Here is a 17,978-nt window from a genome sequence, read left to right as displayed (position 1 = left end):
GATTAAAAATTACGACTTATAATTACGTTGTTGCCGGACGACAAATTCATAGTCTAGAGGTTCCTTATACATAGCCGGGTCTTTATCTTCACCTTCATATTCCCAGCAAGAAACATACGAGAAGTGCTCATCGTCGCGGAGAGCTTCCCCTTCGGGCGTTTGATACTCGGTGCGGAAGTGACCTCCACACGATTCTTGCCGGTCGAGTGCATCGTGAGCCATCAGTTCGCCGATTTCGATGAAGTCGGCCAGACGCAGCGCTTTTTCAAGTTCCACGTTCAACGTACTCTTCTCTCCGGGGATACGGACATCACTCCAAAATTCTTTTTTCAATTCTTTGAGTTCGCCAATCGCTTTGCGAAGGCCATCCGCATCGCGTCCCATTCCGACAAAGCCCCACATGATATGCCCCAGTTTCTTATGAATCGAGTCAACCGAATGTTGTCCCTGTATACTCATCAAACGATCGATACGGGCATTGATTTCTTTTTCCGCCTGATCGAATTCGGGAGTATCGGTTTTGAAGTGCGGCACTTTAATTTGATCCGCCAAGTAATTCTGAATCGTATAAGGAAGGACGAAATAACCGTCGGCCAAACCTTGCATCAATGCCGATGCTCCCAACCGGTTGGCGCCGTGGTCGGAGAAGTTGGCTTCACCGATGGCAAACAATCCCGGGATGGAGGTCATCAATTCATAGTCGACCCAAATACCTCCCATCGTATAGTGGATGGCGGGATAAATCATCATCGGCGTTTCATACGGATTTTCATCGACAATCTTTTCATACATTTGGAACAGGTTTCCGTAGCGGGCTTCCACTACATCTTTGCCTAGCCGTTGAATGGCTTCGGCAAAATCCAAATAGACCGCCAAACCGGTTGTACCGACACCATATCCGGCGTCGCAACGTTCTTTAGCGGCACGCGAAGCAACATCGCGCGGGACGAGATTCCCAAAGGCCGGATAACGACGTTCCAAGTAGTAGTCGCGGTCTTCCTCTTTTATTTGAGAAGGTTTCAGTTTGCCTTGGCGGATGGCTTCGGCGTCTTCTTTCTTTTTCGGCACCCAGATACGTCCGTCGTTACGGAGCGATTCCGACATGAGCGTCAGTTTCGATTGAAATTCGCCGTGAACGGGAATACAAGTCGGGTGGATTTGCGCCATACAAGGGTTGGCGAAGTAAGCGCCTTTCTTATAACATTGCCAAATGGCAGAACCGTTGGATGTCATCGCATTGGTGGAAAGGAAGAACGTGTTGCCGTATCCTCCGGTGGCGACAACCACGGCATGTGCCGCAAAACGTTCGAGTTTGCCGGTCACCAAGTTGCGGGCGATGATTCCTCGGGCGCGCCCGTCGACGATAACGAGTTCGACCATTTCATAGCGCGTATACAACTTTACTTGTTTTTTGTGAACGGCGCGGCTTAATGCCGAGTAGGCGCCGAGTAAGAGTTGTTGTCCGGTTTGTCCCCGGGCATAGAACGTGCGGGAAACCTGAGCACCCCCGAATGAACGGTTGGCCAACAAACCGCCGTATTCACGGGCAAAGGGTACGCCTTGTGCCACACATTGGTCTATAATATTGTTCGAGACTTCGGCAAGGCGATACACATTGGCTTCGCGCGCGCGATAGTCTCCACCTTTAATCGTATCGTAGAACAAACGGTAGATGGAGTCTCCGTCATTCTGATAATTCTTGGCCGCATTTATACCGCCTTGGGCGGCAATGGAGTGAGCGCGCCGGGGAGAATCCTGAATGCAAAAATTCAGGACGTTGAATCCGAGTTCCCCGAGAGAAGCGGCGGCAGAAGCTCCCGCCAGTCCGGTTCCCACAACGATGATATCCAAGCGCCTTTTATTGGCCGGATTCACGAGTTTCTGATGGCTTTTATAATTCGACCATTTTTCTTCCAGCGGTCCTTCAGGAATTTTTGAATTTATTTGATTCATATTCTATAAGTATTATTACTTCGTGAGCGAAGCGTTAGTAAGCAAAATAAAGATAAACGGCTGTGAAGGCAAAACCTGCGCAAATAATCGTTGCAACAATATTCCCGATAACTTTGAGACGTTTCATCCATACGGTATTGTTCAATCCCACGGTTTGTAACGCACTCCAAAAACCGTGCGTAAGGTGGAACCACAATGCCACGAAAGCGATCAGGTAAATAACAACATTTACAGGGTTCTGAAAGAACGGAACCACCAGCAACGATCCTTCTACGATAGCGGTGTGGTCGCCGACGATTTCCTTAAACTGCATTTTGTACCAAAACTGCATCATGTGGAGCACCAGAAAAGCCAAAACAGCGATGCCCAACACATACATGTTTTTTGACGACCAGGTAGCGGTAGACTTGTTTGCTGTAGCATAACGGTCGTTACCCCGGGCTTTGCGGTTTTGCAACGTGAGCAGGGTCGCATAAATAATATGTACGATAAACCCGGCAGCCAAAACCAACGTCCCGACTATTGCATACCAATTAGCACCAAGAAAACGGCAGATCATATCGTACGCATCGAGCGAGAAGACCAATACCAAGTTCATGGACATGTGGAATAATAAGAAAAGAATAAGAAACAGACCGGAAATGCTCATAATGAACTTCCGACCGATAGAAGATTTGACTAGCCAACTCATAAATTTCTTGTTTTTATTTGTAGTTTAATGAATTTATTTATCGTTACTTTTGTTACACATCTACAAGATTCACCGGTCGAATGGAGACTGAATACCGTTGCGAATCATTATTGACTGCAAAAATACAATTTTTATACGGTAAAAAAGAATTATTTGCGGAAATTTTTCTTTAATCCGTTTTATTTGGAATGAATTCGTTTTGTGGGGGTGAAACAGAGAATCAGGTCTGATAATGCAACGAGCGAATGTACATATTGTACCCGTTTTGATGGCGTTTGACATAACTTTTCGTATCTTTGCTCACCGAAAAAATGGCCTCTCGTAGAGGGAGGTGAAAGAATCTACATTTCATAGTAAATTGAATCATGGATATAGTATTAAGCGGTATTCGTTCTACCGGTAAGCTGCATTTGGGTAACTATTTCGGGGCGTTACGCAATTTTATTCGCATGCAGGACGAAAACAAGTGTTTTTTCTTCGTAGCCGATATCCACTCCCTCACCACGCATCCCGATCCTCGTATGCTTCATGAGAATACAAGGAATGTGCTGGTGGATTATCTGGGGGCGGGAATCGATCCGCTGAAATCGGTGATTTATGTGCAAAGTGATGTTCCGGAAACGATGGAATTGTATTTGTACTTGAATATGCACGCTTATCTGGGGGAGTTGTCGAAAACGGTTTCCTTTAAAGATAAAGCCCGTAAGCAACCCGAAAATGTGAACGCGGGCCTGCTTACTTATCCCACGTTGATGGCGGCAGACATTCTGATCCATCATGCCGATAAAGTACCGGTGGGAAAAGATCAGGAACAACATCTGGAAATGACCAGAAGGTTTGCCCGACGCTTTAATAATTTCTACAACGTGGAACTTTTTAAAGAGCCCGTGGCCTATAACTTCGGGGAGGAATTGATTAAAATTCCGGGATTGGACGGAAACGGCAAGATGGGCAAATCGGAAGGAAATGCGATATATCTTTCCGATAGTCCGCAAGAGATTGAAAAGAAGGTCAAAAAGGCCCTGACCGATTCGGGGCCGACGGTTCCCGATTCTCCGAAACCCGATTATATCGAGAATCTCTTCACGGTGCTGCGTGCCGTATCGACACCCGAAGTGGTGAACCATTTCGATAACTTGTGGAACCGGTGTGAAATACGTTACGGCGACCTCAAAAAGCAATTGTCGGAAGATATTATCCGCTTTACCACTCCTATCCGCGAGCGTATCCTCGAAATAGAAAAAGACGAGGAATACCTTCACAAAGTCACGGCCGAAGGCGCCGAGCGGGCCCGTGAGAGCGCCGCCAAGACCTTGAACGAGGTGCGGCAAGTGATGGGATTTAAAAAGTTTTGAGGCAGAGATTCAGCATGATTGATTTTAAACCCATCACTCTCTCTGATAAACCTGTTTTCGATCAATTCTTTCAACAAAACACCTATCGTTCGTCAGAATGGTGCTTCACCAATCTGTACGGGTGGGCGCATACATTCGATACCCGTTATGCTGTAAAAGACGGCTTTTTATTGGTCAAATTCATGAATTTGCAGGGCGGATGTTCGTTTTTGAAACCTTTCGGGACAGGCGATCTCAAAAAGATCATCGAAGAACTCATCGCCGATTGCGGATGTAGAAGCAATATCGAATTAGGGGCGGTTACTCCCGATATGCGGGAGGAGATCGAGGCTCTTATGCCGGGCGTTTTTGTGGCGACTCCCATACGCGACAGTTTCGATTATGTTTACGCCTCCGAAAAGTTGAGGTGTTTAAAAGGAAAGAAGTTGCAGAGTAAGCGAAATCACATCAACCGTTTCAAAAAAGAAAACGAGTGGCAATATGTGTCGCTTAACGAGCATCCCGAAATGATCGGGGCGTGCAAAGAAATGCTCCGGCAATGGTACGGGAATCACGTGAAGGCTTCGGAGCCGTCCTTGATAAAGGATTATACCACCACCACGCGTTTTCTCAAAAACTTTAAAGAACTCGGGCTGCGGGGTGGGGCGATTCTCGTGGATAATCGGGTCATTGCATTTTCTCTGGGTATCCGGTTGAGCGACGACACGTTTATAGTGCATGTCGAGAAGGCTTTTGCCGATATCCATGGCGCCTATGCCATTATCAACCAGCAGTTCGTGGAGCACGAAGCGGCACAGTTCACTTACATCAACCGCGAAGAAGATATGGGGCTGGAGTCGCTACGCAAGGCCAAATTGTCCTATCGTCCCGATATCTTGCTTGAAAAGAACCGCTTGAAGATTCCCTGACTCCCCTGTTTCCCGAAATATGCATAGAATGATACAATATGCCGATGTCACGGTAAGGCCGCAAGTGCGGCGCATGTGGAAAGATGTCTTTGGCGACACCGATGCCTTTCTGGATTTGTATTTTCGCGATAAGTACCGAGACGACCGCACGTTGGTGTATATCGAAGAAGGTGCCGTCGTGGCGTCGCTACAACTGTTGCCATACGACTTCTCTTTTTGCGGCACGGAGATTCCGGCGGCTTATTATTCGGGCGTGTGCACGCTACCCGAAGCGCGCGGAAAGGGCTATATGTCCGCTCTGATGAAAGCCAGCCTCTTCGAGTTGCAGCGGAAAAATATCGCCTTGGCTTTATTGGTTCCGGCCGAGCAGGAGCTAACCTCCTTTTATGGTTCGTTCGGCTTTTCGACCACGTTCGATGCCGGAAATATTGACTTGCCTTCGCTGAAAGAACTTTCCGGACGATGGCCCGGGGACTTATTCGGGGCTTACCGGGAGTTCGATAGCTGGTTTCGAGCAAACGATATGACGGTACAGAAGTCGTTCGATGATTTCCGGGTCATTATGGAGGATAGCCGCCTGTTCGATTTTCCCGCCGCACGAAGTCTGCCCGGAATGGCGCGGGTAATCGATGCCGGGAGCTTGCTCAGGATTTTCGAAAAAGCCTATCCGGATATTTCCATCGCGCTGTCCATTACCGATTCGCTGCTGGAGCGGAACTGCATCGAATTTGTAGCCGGGAAATGCCGCGATGTGCCGTACCCTGTGGATATCGCCGGATTAGCCCAACTCTTATTGGGATATCACACGTCGGAAAAAGCGGAGCCTCTCCGTGCCGCTTTCCCCGAAAAAACGCCGCAAATGCATTTTATGTTGGAATGATTTGCATTGCCCTGCCTGTATATCGATCAATGTACCCCCGGCCACCAACCACCAGTCTCCACTCACCAACTTCCAACCACTATACTCTAATTTAAACGGAGTAATATTTTTGCTTAAACACCTCCTATTGCAGGTGATCCGAAGCCTCTCTTTTTAGGATGTTCCGAAGCTGCTTGCTACTTAAAATGATTGCGACTTGTATGATTGGATAATTATTTCGCTTTACCCGGTTCTTTTTTTTCCGAATCGGTATCCGGCATGGATAAATAATCGTCTACCAATTGGTTTATTTTCTGCATAATATCGGTGTAAGGCTCTTCCCCGTTAATCAGCGCATTCACGGCTCTTCCCGCAATGGCCCGTTCTTCCACGGGATAATCTTTGAAGAGGCTGGCCGCCTGCCATAGCTTGCGAAGCCCGAAGTCGCACCCGTGTTCCGCATCTTCCATGCCCGGGGGCGACAGGAATGCTTTTACGACATAAAAAAACCGGCGTTACACAAAGGTAATACCGGTTTTGTTGTTATTGGAGCTCTACGGTGGTAGATCCGCGAGCCGTTATTTCATTTCAATTTCTTCTTTCAAGTCTATCTCGTTGCCGTCTTTGTCATAAAATGCATATTGCAGGAAGCCCAATTTTTGGTTGGGGACAATTTTCATTCCCACGCTGTATTTCTTTTTCCATTTGTACTTCAACGAAAATAAACCTTGCTGAATATAGGCTGCTACATAAGGATGTATGTGCAGGACAAATTTCTTCACTTTCAGTTTATTCGCCAGATAATCGATCTTTCCTTCCAACGTATCGGTGAATAAGATCGACGATTTTATTTTTCCTTTACCAAAGCAAGTGGGACATATTTCGCTTGTGGCAACTTCCATTTCGGGACGTACACGCTGCCGGGTGATTTGCATCAATCCGAATTTACTCAATGGCAGGATATTATGCCGGGCCCGGTCTTTTTCCATAAATTCCTGCATCTTGGTGAGCAGGTTGTTACGGTGTTCGCCTTTGTTCATATCGATAAAATCGACGACGATAATACCTCCCATATCGCGCAAACGCAGTTGGCGGGCAATTTCTTCGGCGGCCGCGACATTCACCATATAGGCGCTGTCTTCTTGTCCGAGCGACGATTTGTTCCGATTACCGCTATTGACATCGATCACGTGCAGAGCTTCGGTGTGTTCGATGATCAGATACGCTCCGTTCTTAAAGGTAACCGTTTTTCCAAAGAGCGATTTTATTTGTTTGGTTACCCCGAAATTATCCAAAATAGGCAGTGCACCGTTATAGGGTTTTACGACATTTTTTTTGTCGGGTGCGATAATGCTTACGTATTCGGATATTTCTTTGGTTACGTTTTTATCGTTAACGTGTATCTGCTCAAACGAGGGGTTAAAGATATCGCGCAGCAGGGCTACCGTACGCCCGGTTTCCTCGAAAATGAGCGACGGGGCTTTGGCTTTCTGTAGCTTGACGATGTTATCTTCCCATTTTTTGAGTAAGTTTTTCAGCTCCGCGTCTAGTTCTGCTACTCTTTTTCCCTCGGCATTGGTGCGTATGATAACGCCAAAGTTCTTGGGCTTGATACTTTGTATCAACTGTCGCAGACGTGCACGTTCTTCGCGCGACATTATTTTTTGCGATACGGATACGCGGTCGATAAAAGGTATCAATACCATAAATCGTCCCGCGAATGAAATTTCGGCCGTCAGCCTCGGTCCTTTGGTTGAAATGGGTTCCTTGGCTATTTGCACCAATATTTCCTGCCCTACTTTCAATACATCGGAGATGGTCCCTTCTTTTTCGATTATGCGTTGCAACTTCATTTTCTGCAACTGCGGAATCTTTTTTTTGTCGCTGACGAACTTCTGAAAATACGTTATGGAGTTGAATTCGACTCCTAAATCCAAATAGTGAAGAAAAGCGTCCTTTTTGTGACCCACATCTACAAATGCGGCATTCAAGGCAGGCATAAGCTTTTTTACCCTGCCCAAATAGATGTTGCCAACGGCAAAAGATTCATCTTGCGCCTCTTGTTGCAATTCTACCAGTTTTTTATCTTCGAGAACGGCAATGGTGACTTCTTTCGGTTGAACATCTACTACAAGTTCGCTTATCACAATGTTCTGTTTTTTTTAATTCTTAAAAATGTACTATAGGCTCTGTTTTCACAACAGGCAGGAGGAGCCGCGCTCGGCTACCTCTTTTCTCTTTACGATGCTTACATATACAAAGAACAAACTTAATTGTTGTTGATCCGTATTTAAGTTTGTTCTTGTATCCGTAAGGCTAAAAAAGACTCAACTTACTTTTTCTTCTTATGTCTGTTTTTTCTAAGTCTTTTTTTCCGTTTGTGCACAGACATTTTATGCCTTTTTCTTTTTTTTCCGCTTGGCATTTTACTTGTTCTTTTTAATTGGTTGTTGTTATTATTCTTTTACCTGATTGACAAAACTCTTTGCCGGTTTAAAGGCGGGGATGTTATGTTCAGGTATGATAATCGTTGTATTTTTGGAGATATTACGGGCGGTTTTTTGTGCTCTTTTCTTCACAATAAAACTACCAAAACCTCTCAGATATACATTTTCTTTTTCAGCTAGAGACTCTTTTACTACTTCCATAAAAGATTCTACCGTTGCCAAAACCGATGCTTTGTCTACACCTGTATTCTTTGCAATTTCGTTTACAATGTCTGCTTTAGTCATCTTACTTTATATTTTAAAATTAATAATTCGATTACTGTCAGTAAAATTTTGGAATGCAAATGTATAGCTTTTTTTTTAGGGAAAAAACTAATTCAACCTATTTTTTCTCTTTTTTTGCGTTTTTTCTCCGAATAATGTATTTTTAACGTAGTTTTGTAACTGATTTGATGGTGTAGCAATGAAAAATCCCGATAACAATTTAAGTATTAGTACGCTCCTTTTGCGTTGGTACGACGTGCATAAACGCGACTTGCCTTGGCGCGGCACCCACGACCCGTATGCCATTTGGATATCGGAGATTATTCTGCAACAGACCCGGATACAACAGGGGTGGGACTATTTTGTCCGGTTTATGCGCCGTTTTCCCGATGTCGTGTCGCTTGCGCAGGCTCACGAAGACGATGTGCTCAAATTGTGGCAGGGATTGGGTTACTATTCGCGGGCACGGAATCTGCATGCGGCGGCGCAGCAAGTTGTCGACCGGTTCGGCGGGCAGTTTCCCCGTACCTACTCCGATATATTATCGCTCAAAGGCATCGGCGAATATACCGCCGCGGCGATCGCTTCCATCGCCTACAATGAGCCTTACGCTGCCGTTGACGGCAATGTGTTCCGGGTGCTTTCCCGGTTGTTCGACATTGATACGCCCATTAATACCCCGGTCGGGAAGAAGCAAATAACGGCCGTAGCCCAATCGATTTTGCATCCCCGGTTTCCAGGATTGCATAATCAGGCGATGATGGATTTGGGCGCGATGGTGTGTACGCCTGCCCAACCCGAATGCGTGGAATGCCCCTTTCAGGAAATTTGCCTGGCTTTGGCGCGTAACAAAGTTGCCGATTTGCCCGTTAAAAACCGCCTCAAAACGGTTCGGAACCGTTATTTCCATTACTTTCATATTCGTTACGGAGATAAGGTCTATATCCGCAAACGGATCGGACGCGATATTTGGAAAAACCTCTATGAGTTTCCGCTCGTCGAAACCGATGCGCCCGCAGATTTTGCCGCATTGCAGGATTCAGACGGGTTTAAACAACTTTTTTCCCCGGTAATGCAAATGACTATCCGGCATACTATGCATCTTAAGCATGTGCTTTCCCATCAAGTGATTTATGCCGATTTCTATCAGGTGGATATCGATCCGGCAGAACAATCGCTGCAAGGGCGCGGGCTTATCGAAATACCCGGATATCGACTCGGCGAGTATGCCGTTTCGCGGTTAGTCCATAAATATATTGAAACTATTTAGCTTTGGTTACCCTAAAAGTGTAAAAAAAACAGTATTTTTGCTTTTGCAGTATTTTATACGATTATTCCATATATAAATAAAAAGTACAGTTATGTCGGTAAATAAAATTATTTTAGTAGGTAATGTAGGAAAAGATCCTGAAATCAAGTATTTTGATAATGACAACGTGAAAGCGAATTTTTCGGTGGCTACCAGCGAAAGAGGTTACACCGCGGCCAATGGCACCCAGGTTCCCGAACGGACGGAATGGCATAATATCGTTTGCTGGAGGGGATTGGCACAGGTTGTGGAAAAATTTGTGAAGAAAGGAACGCAAGTGTATATCGAAGGCAAGCTTCGTACCCGTTCGTATGACGATCAGAATGGCGTTAAGCGATATATTACGGAAGTGTATGCCGATAATATGGAGTTATTAAGTCGTAGAGGAGGAGCCCCCGAGCATTCCGACTCATCCGCAAGCAACGCCAACGAGCGTTCGTATAATGCTCCGAACTCGTCGCCCGATAGCGCTGCCGATTTGAGTAATAATGTTTCTGATGTCGATGATTTGCCATTTTAAATAATTCATCGTATTTTTGTCAAGAGAATGTTTTCATTCCTGATGATAAAGAATAAGAATTAAAACATTCTCTTTTGTTTCACTAAATTATAGTTACTTGGACCCTGACCCTTTATCGTTTTTGTTTTCGAATATATTGGCTGTAATGCCTGCTATATCCGATGCCGTTTTATGTGTCTTCCTGCTTGTACTGATTGTGGTCAATGCGATTATATCCGGTTCGGAATTCGCTTTTTTTTCCATTAATCAAAAATTGATTGACGATAGCCAAGAGGTTACCGCTACCCAAAAAACAACCCTCACAAGGCTGCTTTCCAAACCCGAAAAACTTTTGGCGACGATCGTTATTTCGTATAACCTCCTGAATATTGCCATTGCGGCGATCGCTATTTATCTGTTGAACCGGCTTCCTTATTTTTCGGGAACGCCTCTTCAGGGGCTGGTGCCGGAAGTTATCATCATCGTTTGCGGTATTGTGTTGTTTGTGGAAATATTGCCCAAGCTATACGCTTCGCACAATCCCTTGAAGTATATCGGCAGCGCTATTCCGGTGGTTGTATTGATGAATGCAGTTATCGGCCCGTTGTCCACTTTGCTGGTAAGGACGACCAATCTTTTCAATAGATCCACCATCCAGCGGAAGCACGAAATATCGATGGATAATCTTTCCAAAGCATTGGAAATTACCTCTAACGACACGATCCATGAGCAAGAGAAGGATATGCTCGAAGGCATCATCCGCTTTAAGGATAAAACCGTAAACGATATTTTTATTTCACGCATCGATATGGTGGCGCTCGACTCGCGGACTCCTTTCAGCGAGGTGATCAAGTTTATCGTCGAAGCGGGGTTTTCGAGAATTCCGGTCTATGACGAAAATCCGGATAATATTAAAGGCATTTTGTACGTGAAAGATTTGCTGGCGTATTTGGATAAAGACGATAGCTATCATTGGTTGTCTCTAATCCGCCCTGCCTATTTTGTGCCTCGCACCAAGCGGATTGACGATCTTCTCGAAGAATTCCGAGCCAATAAGAATCATATGGCGATTGTCGTGGATGAATATGGCGGTACGTCGGGCTTGGTGACCATGGAAGATATTCTGGAAGAAATTGTCGGCGATATCAGCGACGAATACGATGAGGAGACGGCCTTCTATACAAAGGCCGCCGATGGATCGTATATCTTTGAGGGCAAAACCTCTCTCGACGATTTTATAAAGATTACCGGTGTCGCGGCGGAAGATTTCGACAAAATGTCGGAGGAGGTCGATACCATCGCCGGATTATTATTGGAGTTGAAGGGCGATTTTCCCAAACGAAAGGAAATTATTGTGTATAAAAAATATACGTTCCAAGCCGAGGAAATGAACAAACGGCGTATCGTAAAGGTTCGTTATATTCCGCCGAAAGCCTGAAATCTCCTTCATCCAGAGGGTCGCTTCCCTACCGGGGAAGTCGTTCCGATACCCCCGGTCTGGTAAATTTAAAAGAATATGTTGATAAGGAAAGAGTATATTGATGATAAAGACGGCTTTTTAGGTGTTTGGCAGATATCGGAAACGGAAGAAGAGCTTTTGCTATTGTTTCCCGAAGAGATACGCCCGGACATGGTCAAAGCGGTTTCTTCGCTCCGTTCGCCGAGGCGTATTCTCGAATGGCTTTCCACCCGCTTGCTGTTGTTCTTTCTTCTGGATGATCCAAAAAAGATACAATATAAGGAAAATGGGCGCCCTTATTTGGCGGACGGCTCCTATCATATCAGCATTTCCCATACCAAAGGTTTTGCAGCCGTCTTGTTGCACAAGACTTGCGAGGTAGGTGTCGATATCGAGATAAATTCCAACCGGGTGAATAAAATTGCCGGTAAGTTTATTTCCGAAGAAGAATATATCGATGATAAGCACCCCGTCATCCATCGTTTATTGCATTGGTCGGCAAAAGAAACCTTATTCAAACTCATGGATAAAGAAGGGGTTGACTTTCGCAAAGATCTTCATATTTTGCCCTTTACTCCCTGTGAGAAAGGGATTCTTCAGGCGATTGTGACAACGGATCAATTCCTGAATCGGGTTCGCATTCATTACGAAGTCTCTCCTGATTATGTTCTTACCTGGACGCTCTCTTCAAGGGACGTTGCCGTTTAACCGCTTCAAGCGGGTTAGGCCGGTAAATGGTTGGTGCGATCATTAACCTGTACGGGATAAAGCCGTTATAGACGTAAAAAGCGCCATAGATTGTTATCTACGGCGCTTTTCCTATTAATTAAACGGTAAAGAACATTTTATGCATTCAACGATACTCGTTTAAACACAGTAACCTTCAGGTCTTTATCGTGTTGTTTCAAAAACTGCTCAATGGTGTGCTTGTTGTCTTTGACATATTCTTGTTGAAGCAGAGTAGCTTCTTTATAGAATTTTTGCAAAGCTCCTTCTGCGATACGATCCAGCAAGTTTTCAGGTTTACCGGCTTCACGGGCTTTGTCGCGAGCGATCGATAATTCTTTTTCCTTAATATCTGCCGGAATTTCTTCCGCCGTAATTGCGATCGGATTCATTGCGGCAACTTGCATCGCAATGTCTTTGGCGACATGCTCGTCCACATTGGGCTTGTTAAAACCCACAATGGTCGCTAATTTATTCCCCAAATGGATATAGGAATATACCGAAGGTGCGGTGATATGTTCATAATATCCTAATTCCATTTTTTCGCCTGTCGCACCGATTTTGTCGGTGATAAGTTGAGAAACGGTTCCTTTATCAAGGTTGAGAGCTAATAAATCCTGAAGAGTTGCCGGTTTGTATTGAATCGCGGCGTCTAAAAACTGTTGAGTAAGCGCAATGAATTCTTCATTTTTCGCCACAAAGTCCGTTTCGCATTGTAGGGCTACGATCGCGGCAAATTCGCCTTCTGTTTTCGCCAATACACATCCTTCGTGTGCTTCGCGGTCTTCGCGTTTAGCGGCAACAGCCTGTCCTTTCTTACGGATAATTTCCATTGCTTTATCGAAATTACCGTTTGCTTCGTTCAGAGCATTTTTGCAATCCATCATTCCCGCGCCGGTCATTTTGCGCAAGTGTTGGATGTCTGCCATTGTAACTGCCATATTCTTTTTTATTATAAGTTTATATTTTATTCGTCGACATCGACATCTTCGTCTTTCGCATATCTGCTCACTACCGCCGCATTCATTGCTTCTTTGTCTTCTTTAGGGATAATACCCTCTTTCTTCAATGCTTTTGATTTGCGTTCTCTGCGTGAAGGTGTCTTTTCTTCCTGTTCTTCGTTTTCTTCAGCTGCTGCCGCATCGGCTTTTTCAACTTTACGCTCGTCCAGGCCTTCTTTTATTGCATCGCAAACATATGTCAAGATGAGGTCGACCGCTTTCGCTGCATCATCATTTGCCGGAATGACAAAATCAATATTGGTCGGATCGGAATTGGTATCGACAATGCCAAATACCGGAATTCCAAGTCGATTCGCTTCTTTTACGGCAATTTGCTCTTTCATTACGTCTACAATGAACAGAGCGGAAGGAATACGGGTTAAATCCTGAATAGAACCTAACGTCTTTTCCAATTTTGCCCGTTGGCGAGTCACTTGGAGTTTTTCGCGCTTGGAGAGCGTATCGAAAGTTCCGTCTTTAATCATTTTATCGATGTTGCCCATTTTCTTCACCGCTTTGCGGATGGTTGGGAAGTTGGTTAACATTCCACCCGGCCAACGCTCTATGACGTAAGGCATATTTACGCTTTGGGCTTTTTGTTCAACGACGGGTTTGGCTTGTTTTTTTGTTGCAACGAAAAGGATTTTCTTTCCTGATTTTGCAATTTGTTTCAGTGCGGCCGAAGCTTCTTCGGTTTTTGCAATTGTTTTATAAAGATCGATAATGTGGATTCCGTTACGTTCCATAAAAATATAGGGAGCCATAGCGGGATTCCATTTTCTTTTCAAGTGTCCGAAATGTGCACCGGACTCAAGAAGTTGGTCAAATTCTAATTTTGCCATGTTTGTTTTTTACTGTTTTATTCGTTTACATTCTTTTTCTAACTCGAATCACAAGGTAAATTATCCTTTTTCCTTTGTTGAAAAAATCGGAAGGATAACGTCCTTATGATTTAGATACTAAACGTCTTGGTCGGATAGAACGATTCGACGGATATCGTTCTCAATTGCTTTATGCAACGAAATGCAGGAAGCAATCGTTCCAAAAGTTAACGTTTCGAGAATTGAAATCTCTTTCTTGCTTTCGGACGTCCCGGTTTTTTACGCTCTACTACGCGTGAATCGCGTGTTATAAAGCCTTCAGCTCTTAAAGCGGGTTTATCCTCAGGGTTTATCTTTACCAGTGCGCGTGCAATCGCCAATCTTGCAGCTTCCGATTGTCCTTTGTAGCCACCTCCGTTTAGGTTGATATTGATATCATATTTTTCTGCTACATTGAGCGTATTCAACGGTTGCTTTACGACAAATTGGAGGATAGAAGAAGGGAAATATTCATTGAGATCGCGGTTATTGATCGTAATCTTACCGGTACCCTCGTTGACGAATACACGAGCTATTGCGGCTTTGCGTCTGCCTATTGCGTTTACGATGTCCATCTTTTTTATTTAAGAGAATTAATATCTGTTTTTTTGGGTTGTTGGGCTTGATGCGGATGCTCACTTCCGGCATATACGAACAAGTTGTTCAGAATGCTATCGCCAAGTTTATTCTTTGGGAGCATTCCCTTTACGACTTTGCGGAAAAGTCTGTCCGGACTCTTCTTCATTAAATCGGCCGGACTGGATTCCCTTTGTCCTCCGGGATAGCCCGAATAACGCAGATATACACGATCGTTCCATTTATTGCCGGTCAATTTTACTTTATCGGCGTTAATGATAATCACATTGTCGCCGCAATCTACGTGCGGAGTAAAACTTGCTTTGTATTTGCCTCTCAAAAGTTTCGCAACTTTAGAACAAAGACGTCCGAGGACTTGCCCAGTTGCATCTATCTCAACCCATTCTTTCTGTGCCGTTTCCTTGTTCACAGAAATGGTTTTATAACTCAAAGTATCCACTTTCGTTTAATTTTTTTAATTAGTAATATAAAAATAAGCTGATTTTCCTTCCGCTTCTTATCTTATCTTGCTAAGGGATAAAATAGTTAAATAAGAAGCTTTAAATCAAACTTTTAACGGATGAAACTAATAATCGGACTGCAAAGTTACGATATTCCAGAATATTAGCAAAAAATAATGGGGCTTTTTTCGTCTTTTGCTGTAATTTTCTTTGTTTTAGTGATTCTTATTCTGAGCGTAAGATTCGGCCGTCTTCTTAACGATTATTTCCCGGCACCCGTTTATTCCGGCCCTGTCTTGGACTATTTTTCGGGCTTTTCAACTTTGCCCTCCATCCGACACGTGCTTCGCGTGTACCTATTTAATTTAATCGGTTGGATAATCATGAAATCGTTAGTTCCTACCTATCAAATTATCAAAGAAATGTAAGCATTTTTTTCTTTGAGGTTATTCTTTTTTTGGGGAAAACGGTAAAAGTTTTCCTGAAAGTCCTATTGAAACTACGGTTAATTCATTACTTTTGTGATGTTTTCGGGAAAACGTTCTCTTCTTTTTAATTTCTTGATTATGAGAATAAGAATCTGTTTAAAGGCGAAGAATACTTTCATTGCCGCCTTTTTGGGAGAAATTTAAACAGTTTCCAAGAGTTCAAGAAAATCTTCCGAGACGAATAGATAATTAAATGATGATAAAAAAGCCCATGAAAATTGGAATACTTACTTCGGGGGGCGATTGCCCCGGCATAAACGCAACGATTAGAGGCGTAGGTAAAACAGCAATCAATCACTATGGTATGGACGTTATCGGAATCTTAAACGGATTTTCGGGATTGTTGTACAAAGATGTTATTGAACTGACCGATCCATCGCTTTCGGGAATACTCAATTTGGGAGGAACCATATTAGGTACGGCTCGGGAAAAAACTTTTCGCAAGATGATCACTTCCCCTGATGAGAAGGATCATCAACAGATCAAAGAGTGCTATCATGAATTAGGCCTCGACGGACTGGTCTGTATTGGAGGAAATGGTACGCAGCGGACCACATGGATGCTGTCCAAATTAGGGCTGAATGTTATTGGAGTTCCCAAAACGATCGATAACGACGTTTACGGGACGGATATTACTTTCGGCTTCGATTCGGCGGTAAGTATAGCCACGGATGCCATCGACCGGTTGCATTCCACTGCGAGTTCGCATCGCCGGGTAATGGTGATCGAATTAATGGGGCATCACGCCGGATGGATTGCTCTGCATGCCGGGATGGCCGGGGGTGCAGATATTATTCTTTTGCCCGAACTTGGATACAGAATGGAGGCAATAATGTGTAAAATCAACAAACGGATGGAATTAGGAAAAGCGTATTCGATTGTTGCCGTAGCCGAAGGCATTAAAATTAAAGACAGTAATGAGCGCCCGGCTATTTATTTCGCCCGTAAGATCGAGGAGGAAACGGGTTTTGAAACACGCGAAACGGTGTTGGGATACATTCAACGCGGAGGCTCTCCTACCGCTTACGACCGTATTTTAGGGACGATGCTTGGAGGCCATGCTGCGAAACTTATCCATGAAGGTAAGTTCGGGCGCATGGTTGCCAAAATTGATAATAAAATAACGGATGTTTCGTTGGAAGACGTTGCCGGTAAGTTGCGGTTGGTTAGTTCCGACACCCCGCTGGTCTTACAAGGAAAGCGGATGGGTATTTCTTTTGGAGTATAGATCTGATCTCTTTCCGGCTTTTACCGAGGGTGTCGAAGCGATACCCTCGAGTATTTTTACGGTTATTCGCCGGGTAAATCCTGAAAACTTACTCCTAACTGTTTATCAAGAGCCTCGTTGGAATCTTCGTTCTTTTGGTGCGTGATTTGTTCTTGCAAAAGATTACTTTCACGCAAATTCCTTATTGCTATTTTTGCCGCCACTTGATGGGATTCTTTTTTTGAATAGCCTTTTCCCGAGCCGATGTTCATGCCTCCCACCATGACACAGGATTCAAAGACCGGGTTGTTTTGCGTGTCGTAAGATGCGTTGACGACTTCAAAGAGGACGTCCACTTTATTTTTTTGTCCCCACTCGATAAGCCTTGATTTGAAATCGACCTCGCTTTTAAGCATTTTATCCATATTGAGGTGTTGCCTGATGAGGGTTTCGAACACGAATCTCTTGGCCACGCGATATCCCTGATCGAGATAAATGGCTCCGATAAGCGCTTCCAAAGCGTCGCCATAGATGTTGGTATTGTGAGCCAGATTGCGGGTGGAAGATATGATTAATTTGTCCAGGCCCATTTCCATTGCGATTTTGTTCAAAGTCTCGCGTTGAACAATGCGGGAACGCGTACTGGTCAGGAAGCCTTCTTTTTTTTGCTCGAATTGTTTATAAAGGATATCGGCCACGATGGCATCGAGGATGGCATCTCCCAAGAATTCAAGACGCTCGTTGTTCACCCATTTTCCCTTTTTAGAGCGGATGGATGAAGAACGATGAGTCATGGCTTCTTTGTATAGGTGAATTCTATCGGGATAGAAGCCTAAGATAGTATAGAAAGAAAGGTAAGGCTCTTTACCTTTATGAGGAATAGCCTTAATCCTTTTTATGAATCTTCTAAACACA

18 protein-coding genes are annotated in these 17,978 nt (G+C 44.4%); 8 read left to right on the top strand and 10 right to left on the bottom strand.

The genetic code is table 11. The features are described from left to right. Positions 1-9 precede the first annotated feature (9 nt). The gene (locus ABNK31_RS14800) at positions 10-1,953 is read right to left on the bottom strand and encodes a fumarate reductase/succinate dehydrogenase flavoprotein subunit (RefSeq protein WP_418893230.1); all 1,944 of its coding nucleotides are present in this window, start codon (positions 1,951-1,953) and stop codon (positions 10-12) included. 34 nt (positions 1,954-1,987) lie between these two features. Then, complete coding sequence (locus tag ABNK31_RS14795; RefSeq protein WP_418893229.1) at positions 1,988-2,644, bottom strand: succinate dehydrogenase cytochrome b subunit; 657 nt, start codon at positions 2,642-2,644, stop codon at positions 1,988-1,990. A 365-nt stretch (positions 2,645-3,009) separates the two neighbouring features. On the opposite strand from ABNK31_RS14795, the gene trpS reads away from it, so the two are divergent. The 3 genes from trpS to ABNK31_RS14780 are packed head-to-tail and all read left to right on the top strand — an operon-like array spanning position 3,010 to position 5,787. Beyond that, entirely contained in the window at positions 3,010-3,999 is a 990-nt protein-coding gene (trpS, locus tag ABNK31_RS14790; protein WP_418893228.1) for a tryptophan--tRNA ligase, read from the top strand. Between the two features lie 14 nt (positions 4,000-4,013). Then, entirely contained in the window at positions 4,014-4,907 is an 894-nt protein-coding gene (locus ABNK31_RS14785; RefSeq protein WP_418893227.1) for a DUF2156 domain-containing protein, read from the top strand. A 28-nt stretch (positions 4,908-4,935) separates the two neighbouring features. Further along, positions 4,936-5,787, top strand: coding sequence for a GNAT family N-acetyltransferase (locus ABNK31_RS14780; RefSeq protein ID WP_418893226.1), 852 nt, complete (start codon positions 4,936-4,938; stop codon positions 5,785-5,787). Positions 5,788-5,999: 212 nt separating this feature from the next. Here the strand turns inward: ABNK31_RS14780 and ABNK31_RS14775 are convergent, their stop codons facing one another. From ABNK31_RS14775 to ABNK31_RS14765, 3 genes are all read right to left on the bottom strand, one after another. Next, on the bottom strand, positions 6,000-6,236 hold the full coding sequence (locus ABNK31_RS14775) for a hypothetical protein (protein WP_418893225.1): 237 nt from the start codon (positions 6,234-6,236) through the stop codon (positions 6,000-6,002). Between the two features lie 108 nt (positions 6,237-6,344). Continuing rightward, on the bottom strand, positions 6,345-7,913 hold the full coding sequence (locus tag ABNK31_RS14770; protein ID WP_418893224.1) for an Rne/Rng family ribonuclease: 1,569 nt from the start codon (positions 7,911-7,913) through the stop codon (positions 6,345-6,347). Between the two features lie 309 nt (positions 7,914-8,222). After that, a complete protein-coding gene (locus ABNK31_RS14765; RefSeq protein ID WP_418893223.1) occupies positions 8,223-8,498 on the bottom strand; it encodes an HU family DNA-binding protein in 276 nt (91 codons plus the stop codon). A 178-nt stretch (positions 8,499-8,676) separates the two neighbouring features. On the opposite strand from ABNK31_RS14765, the gene mutY reads away from it, so the two are divergent. From mutY to ABNK31_RS14745, 4 genes are all read left to right on the top strand, one after another. Further along, positions 8,677-9,747 (top strand): A/G-specific adenine glycosylase, encoded by a 1,071-nt coding sequence (gene mutY, locus ABNK31_RS14760; RefSeq protein WP_418893222.1) that lies wholly within the window; start codon positions 8,677-8,679, stop codon positions 9,745-9,747. A 91-nt stretch (positions 9,748-9,838) separates the two neighbouring features. Further along, positions 9,839-10,306 (top strand): single-stranded DNA-binding protein, encoded by a 468-nt coding sequence (locus ABNK31_RS14755; RefSeq protein ID WP_418893221.1) that lies wholly within the window; start codon positions 9,839-9,841, stop codon positions 10,304-10,306. Positions 10,307-10,451: 145 nt separating this feature from the next. Beyond that, a complete protein-coding gene (gene gldE, locus ABNK31_RS14750) occupies positions 10,452-11,723 on the top strand; it encodes a gliding motility-associated protein GldE (protein ID WP_418893220.1) in 1,272 nt (423 codons plus the stop codon). Between the two features lie 78 nt (positions 11,724-11,801). Beyond that, complete coding sequence (locus tag ABNK31_RS14745) at positions 11,802-12,452, top strand: 4'-phosphopantetheinyl transferase superfamily protein (protein WP_418893219.1); 651 nt, start codon at positions 11,802-11,804, stop codon at positions 12,450-12,452. Between the two features lie 137 nt (positions 12,453-12,589). Here ABNK31_RS14745 and tsf read toward each other — a convergent pair whose 3' ends face one another. From tsf to rplM, 4 genes are all read right to left on the bottom strand, one after another. Next, the gene (gene tsf, locus ABNK31_RS14740) at positions 12,590-13,411 is read right to left on the bottom strand and encodes a translation elongation factor Ts (protein WP_418893218.1); all 822 of its coding nucleotides are present in this window, start codon (positions 13,409-13,411) and stop codon (positions 12,590-12,592) included. Positions 13,412-13,437: 26 nt separating this feature from the next. Beyond that, positions 13,438-14,313: a 30S ribosomal protein S2 gene (gene rpsB, locus ABNK31_RS14735; RefSeq protein ID WP_418893217.1), complete on the bottom strand. Its 876-nt coding sequence runs from the start codon at positions 14,311-14,313 to the stop codon at positions 13,438-13,440. A gap of 206 nt (positions 14,314-14,519) precedes the next feature. Further along, on the bottom strand, positions 14,520-14,906 hold the full coding sequence (gene rpsI / locus ABNK31_RS14730; RefSeq protein WP_418893216.1) for a 30S ribosomal protein S9: 387 nt from the start codon (positions 14,904-14,906) through the stop codon (positions 14,520-14,522). 5 nt (positions 14,907-14,911) lie between these two features. Further along, complete coding sequence (gene rplM / locus ABNK31_RS14725; RefSeq protein ID WP_418893215.1) at positions 14,912-15,367, bottom strand: 50S ribosomal protein L13; 456 nt, start codon at positions 15,365-15,367, stop codon at positions 14,912-14,914. Positions 15,368-16,067: 700 nt separating this feature from the next. Between rplM and ABNK31_RS14720 the strand changes: the two genes are divergently transcribed. Next, positions 16,068-17,084: an ATP-dependent 6-phosphofructokinase gene (locus tag ABNK31_RS14720; protein ID WP_418893214.1), complete on the top strand. Its 1,017-nt coding sequence runs from the start codon at positions 16,068-16,070 to the stop codon at positions 17,082-17,084. A 62-nt stretch (positions 17,085-17,146) separates the two neighbouring features. Here ABNK31_RS14720 and rnc read toward each other — a convergent pair whose 3' ends face one another. Next, positions 17,147-17,977, bottom strand: a complete 831-nt coding sequence (gene rnc, locus ABNK31_RS14715; protein ID WP_418893213.1) for a ribonuclease III — start codon at positions 17,975-17,977, stop codon at positions 17,147-17,149. Between the last annotated feature and the right edge of the window lies 1 nt (position 17,978).

It is taken from the genome of Limibacterium fermenti, assembly GCF_041902845.1.
Taxonomy (GTDB): Bacteria; Bacteroidota; Bacteroidia; order Bacteroidales; family Dysgonomonadaceae; genus Limibacterium; species Limibacterium fermenti.
Note: the sequence above shows the minus strand (reverse complement) of the source record. Positions and strands in the feature narration are given on the sequence as shown.

What these genes read in the sequence shown, in the direction of transcription:
- ABNK31_RS14775 (WP_418893225.1), bottom strand. Translation starts at nt 6,236, where the DNA reads ATGGAAGATGCGGAACACGGGTGCGACTTCGGGCTTCGCAAGCTATGG.
- gldE (WP_418893220.1), top strand. Translation starts at nt 10,452, where the DNA reads ATGCCTGCTATATCCGATGCCGTTTTATGTGTCTTCCTGCTTGTACTG.
- trpS (WP_418893228.1), top strand. Translation starts at nt 3,010, where the DNA reads ATGGATATAGTATTAAGCGGTATTCGTTCTACCGGTAAGCTGCATTTG.
- ABNK31_RS14780 (WP_418893226.1), top strand. Translation starts at nt 4,936, where the DNA reads ATGATACAATATGCCGATGTCACGGTAAGGCCGCAAGTGCGGCGCATG.
- ABNK31_RS14720 (WP_418893214.1), top strand. Translation starts at nt 16,068, where the DNA reads ATGAAAATTGGAATACTTACTTCGGGGGGCGATTGCCCCGGCATAAAC.
- rpsI (WP_418893216.1), bottom strand. Translation starts at nt 14,906, where the DNA reads ATGGACATCGTAAACGCAATAGGCAGACGCAAAGCCGCAATAGCTCGT.
- ABNK31_RS14795 (WP_418893229.1), bottom strand. Translation starts at nt 2,644, where the DNA reads ATGAGTTGGCTAGTCAAATCTTCTATCGGTCGGAAGTTCATTATGAGC.
- ABNK31_RS14800 (WP_418893230.1), bottom strand. Translation starts at nt 1,953, where the DNA reads ATGAATCAAATAAATTCAAAAATTCCTGAAGGACCGCTGGAAGAAAAA.
- tsf (WP_418893218.1), bottom strand. Translation starts at nt 13,411, where the DNA reads ATGGCAGTTACAATGGCAGACATCCAACACTTGCGCAAAATGACCGGC.
- rpsB (WP_418893217.1), bottom strand. Translation starts at nt 14,313, where the DNA reads ATGGCAAAATTAGAATTTGACCAACTTCTTGAGTCCGGTGCACATTTC.
- ABNK31_RS14765 (WP_418893223.1), bottom strand. Translation starts at nt 8,498, where the DNA reads ATGACTAAAGCAGACATTGTAAACGAAATTGCAAAGAATACAGGTGTA.
- mutY (WP_418893222.1), top strand. Translation starts at nt 8,677, where the DNA reads ATGAAAAATCCCGATAACAATTTAAGTATTAGTACGCTCCTTTTGCGT.
- ABNK31_RS14785 (WP_418893227.1), top strand. Translation starts at nt 4,014, where the DNA reads ATGATTGATTTTAAACCCATCACTCTCTCTGATAAACCTGTTTTCGAT.
- ABNK31_RS14745 (WP_418893219.1), top strand. Translation starts at nt 11,802, where the DNA reads ATGTTGATAAGGAAAGAGTATATTGATGATAAAGACGGCTTTTTAGGT.
- ABNK31_RS14755 (WP_418893221.1), top strand. Translation starts at nt 9,839, where the DNA reads ATGTCGGTAAATAAAATTATTTTAGTAGGTAATGTAGGAAAAGATCCT.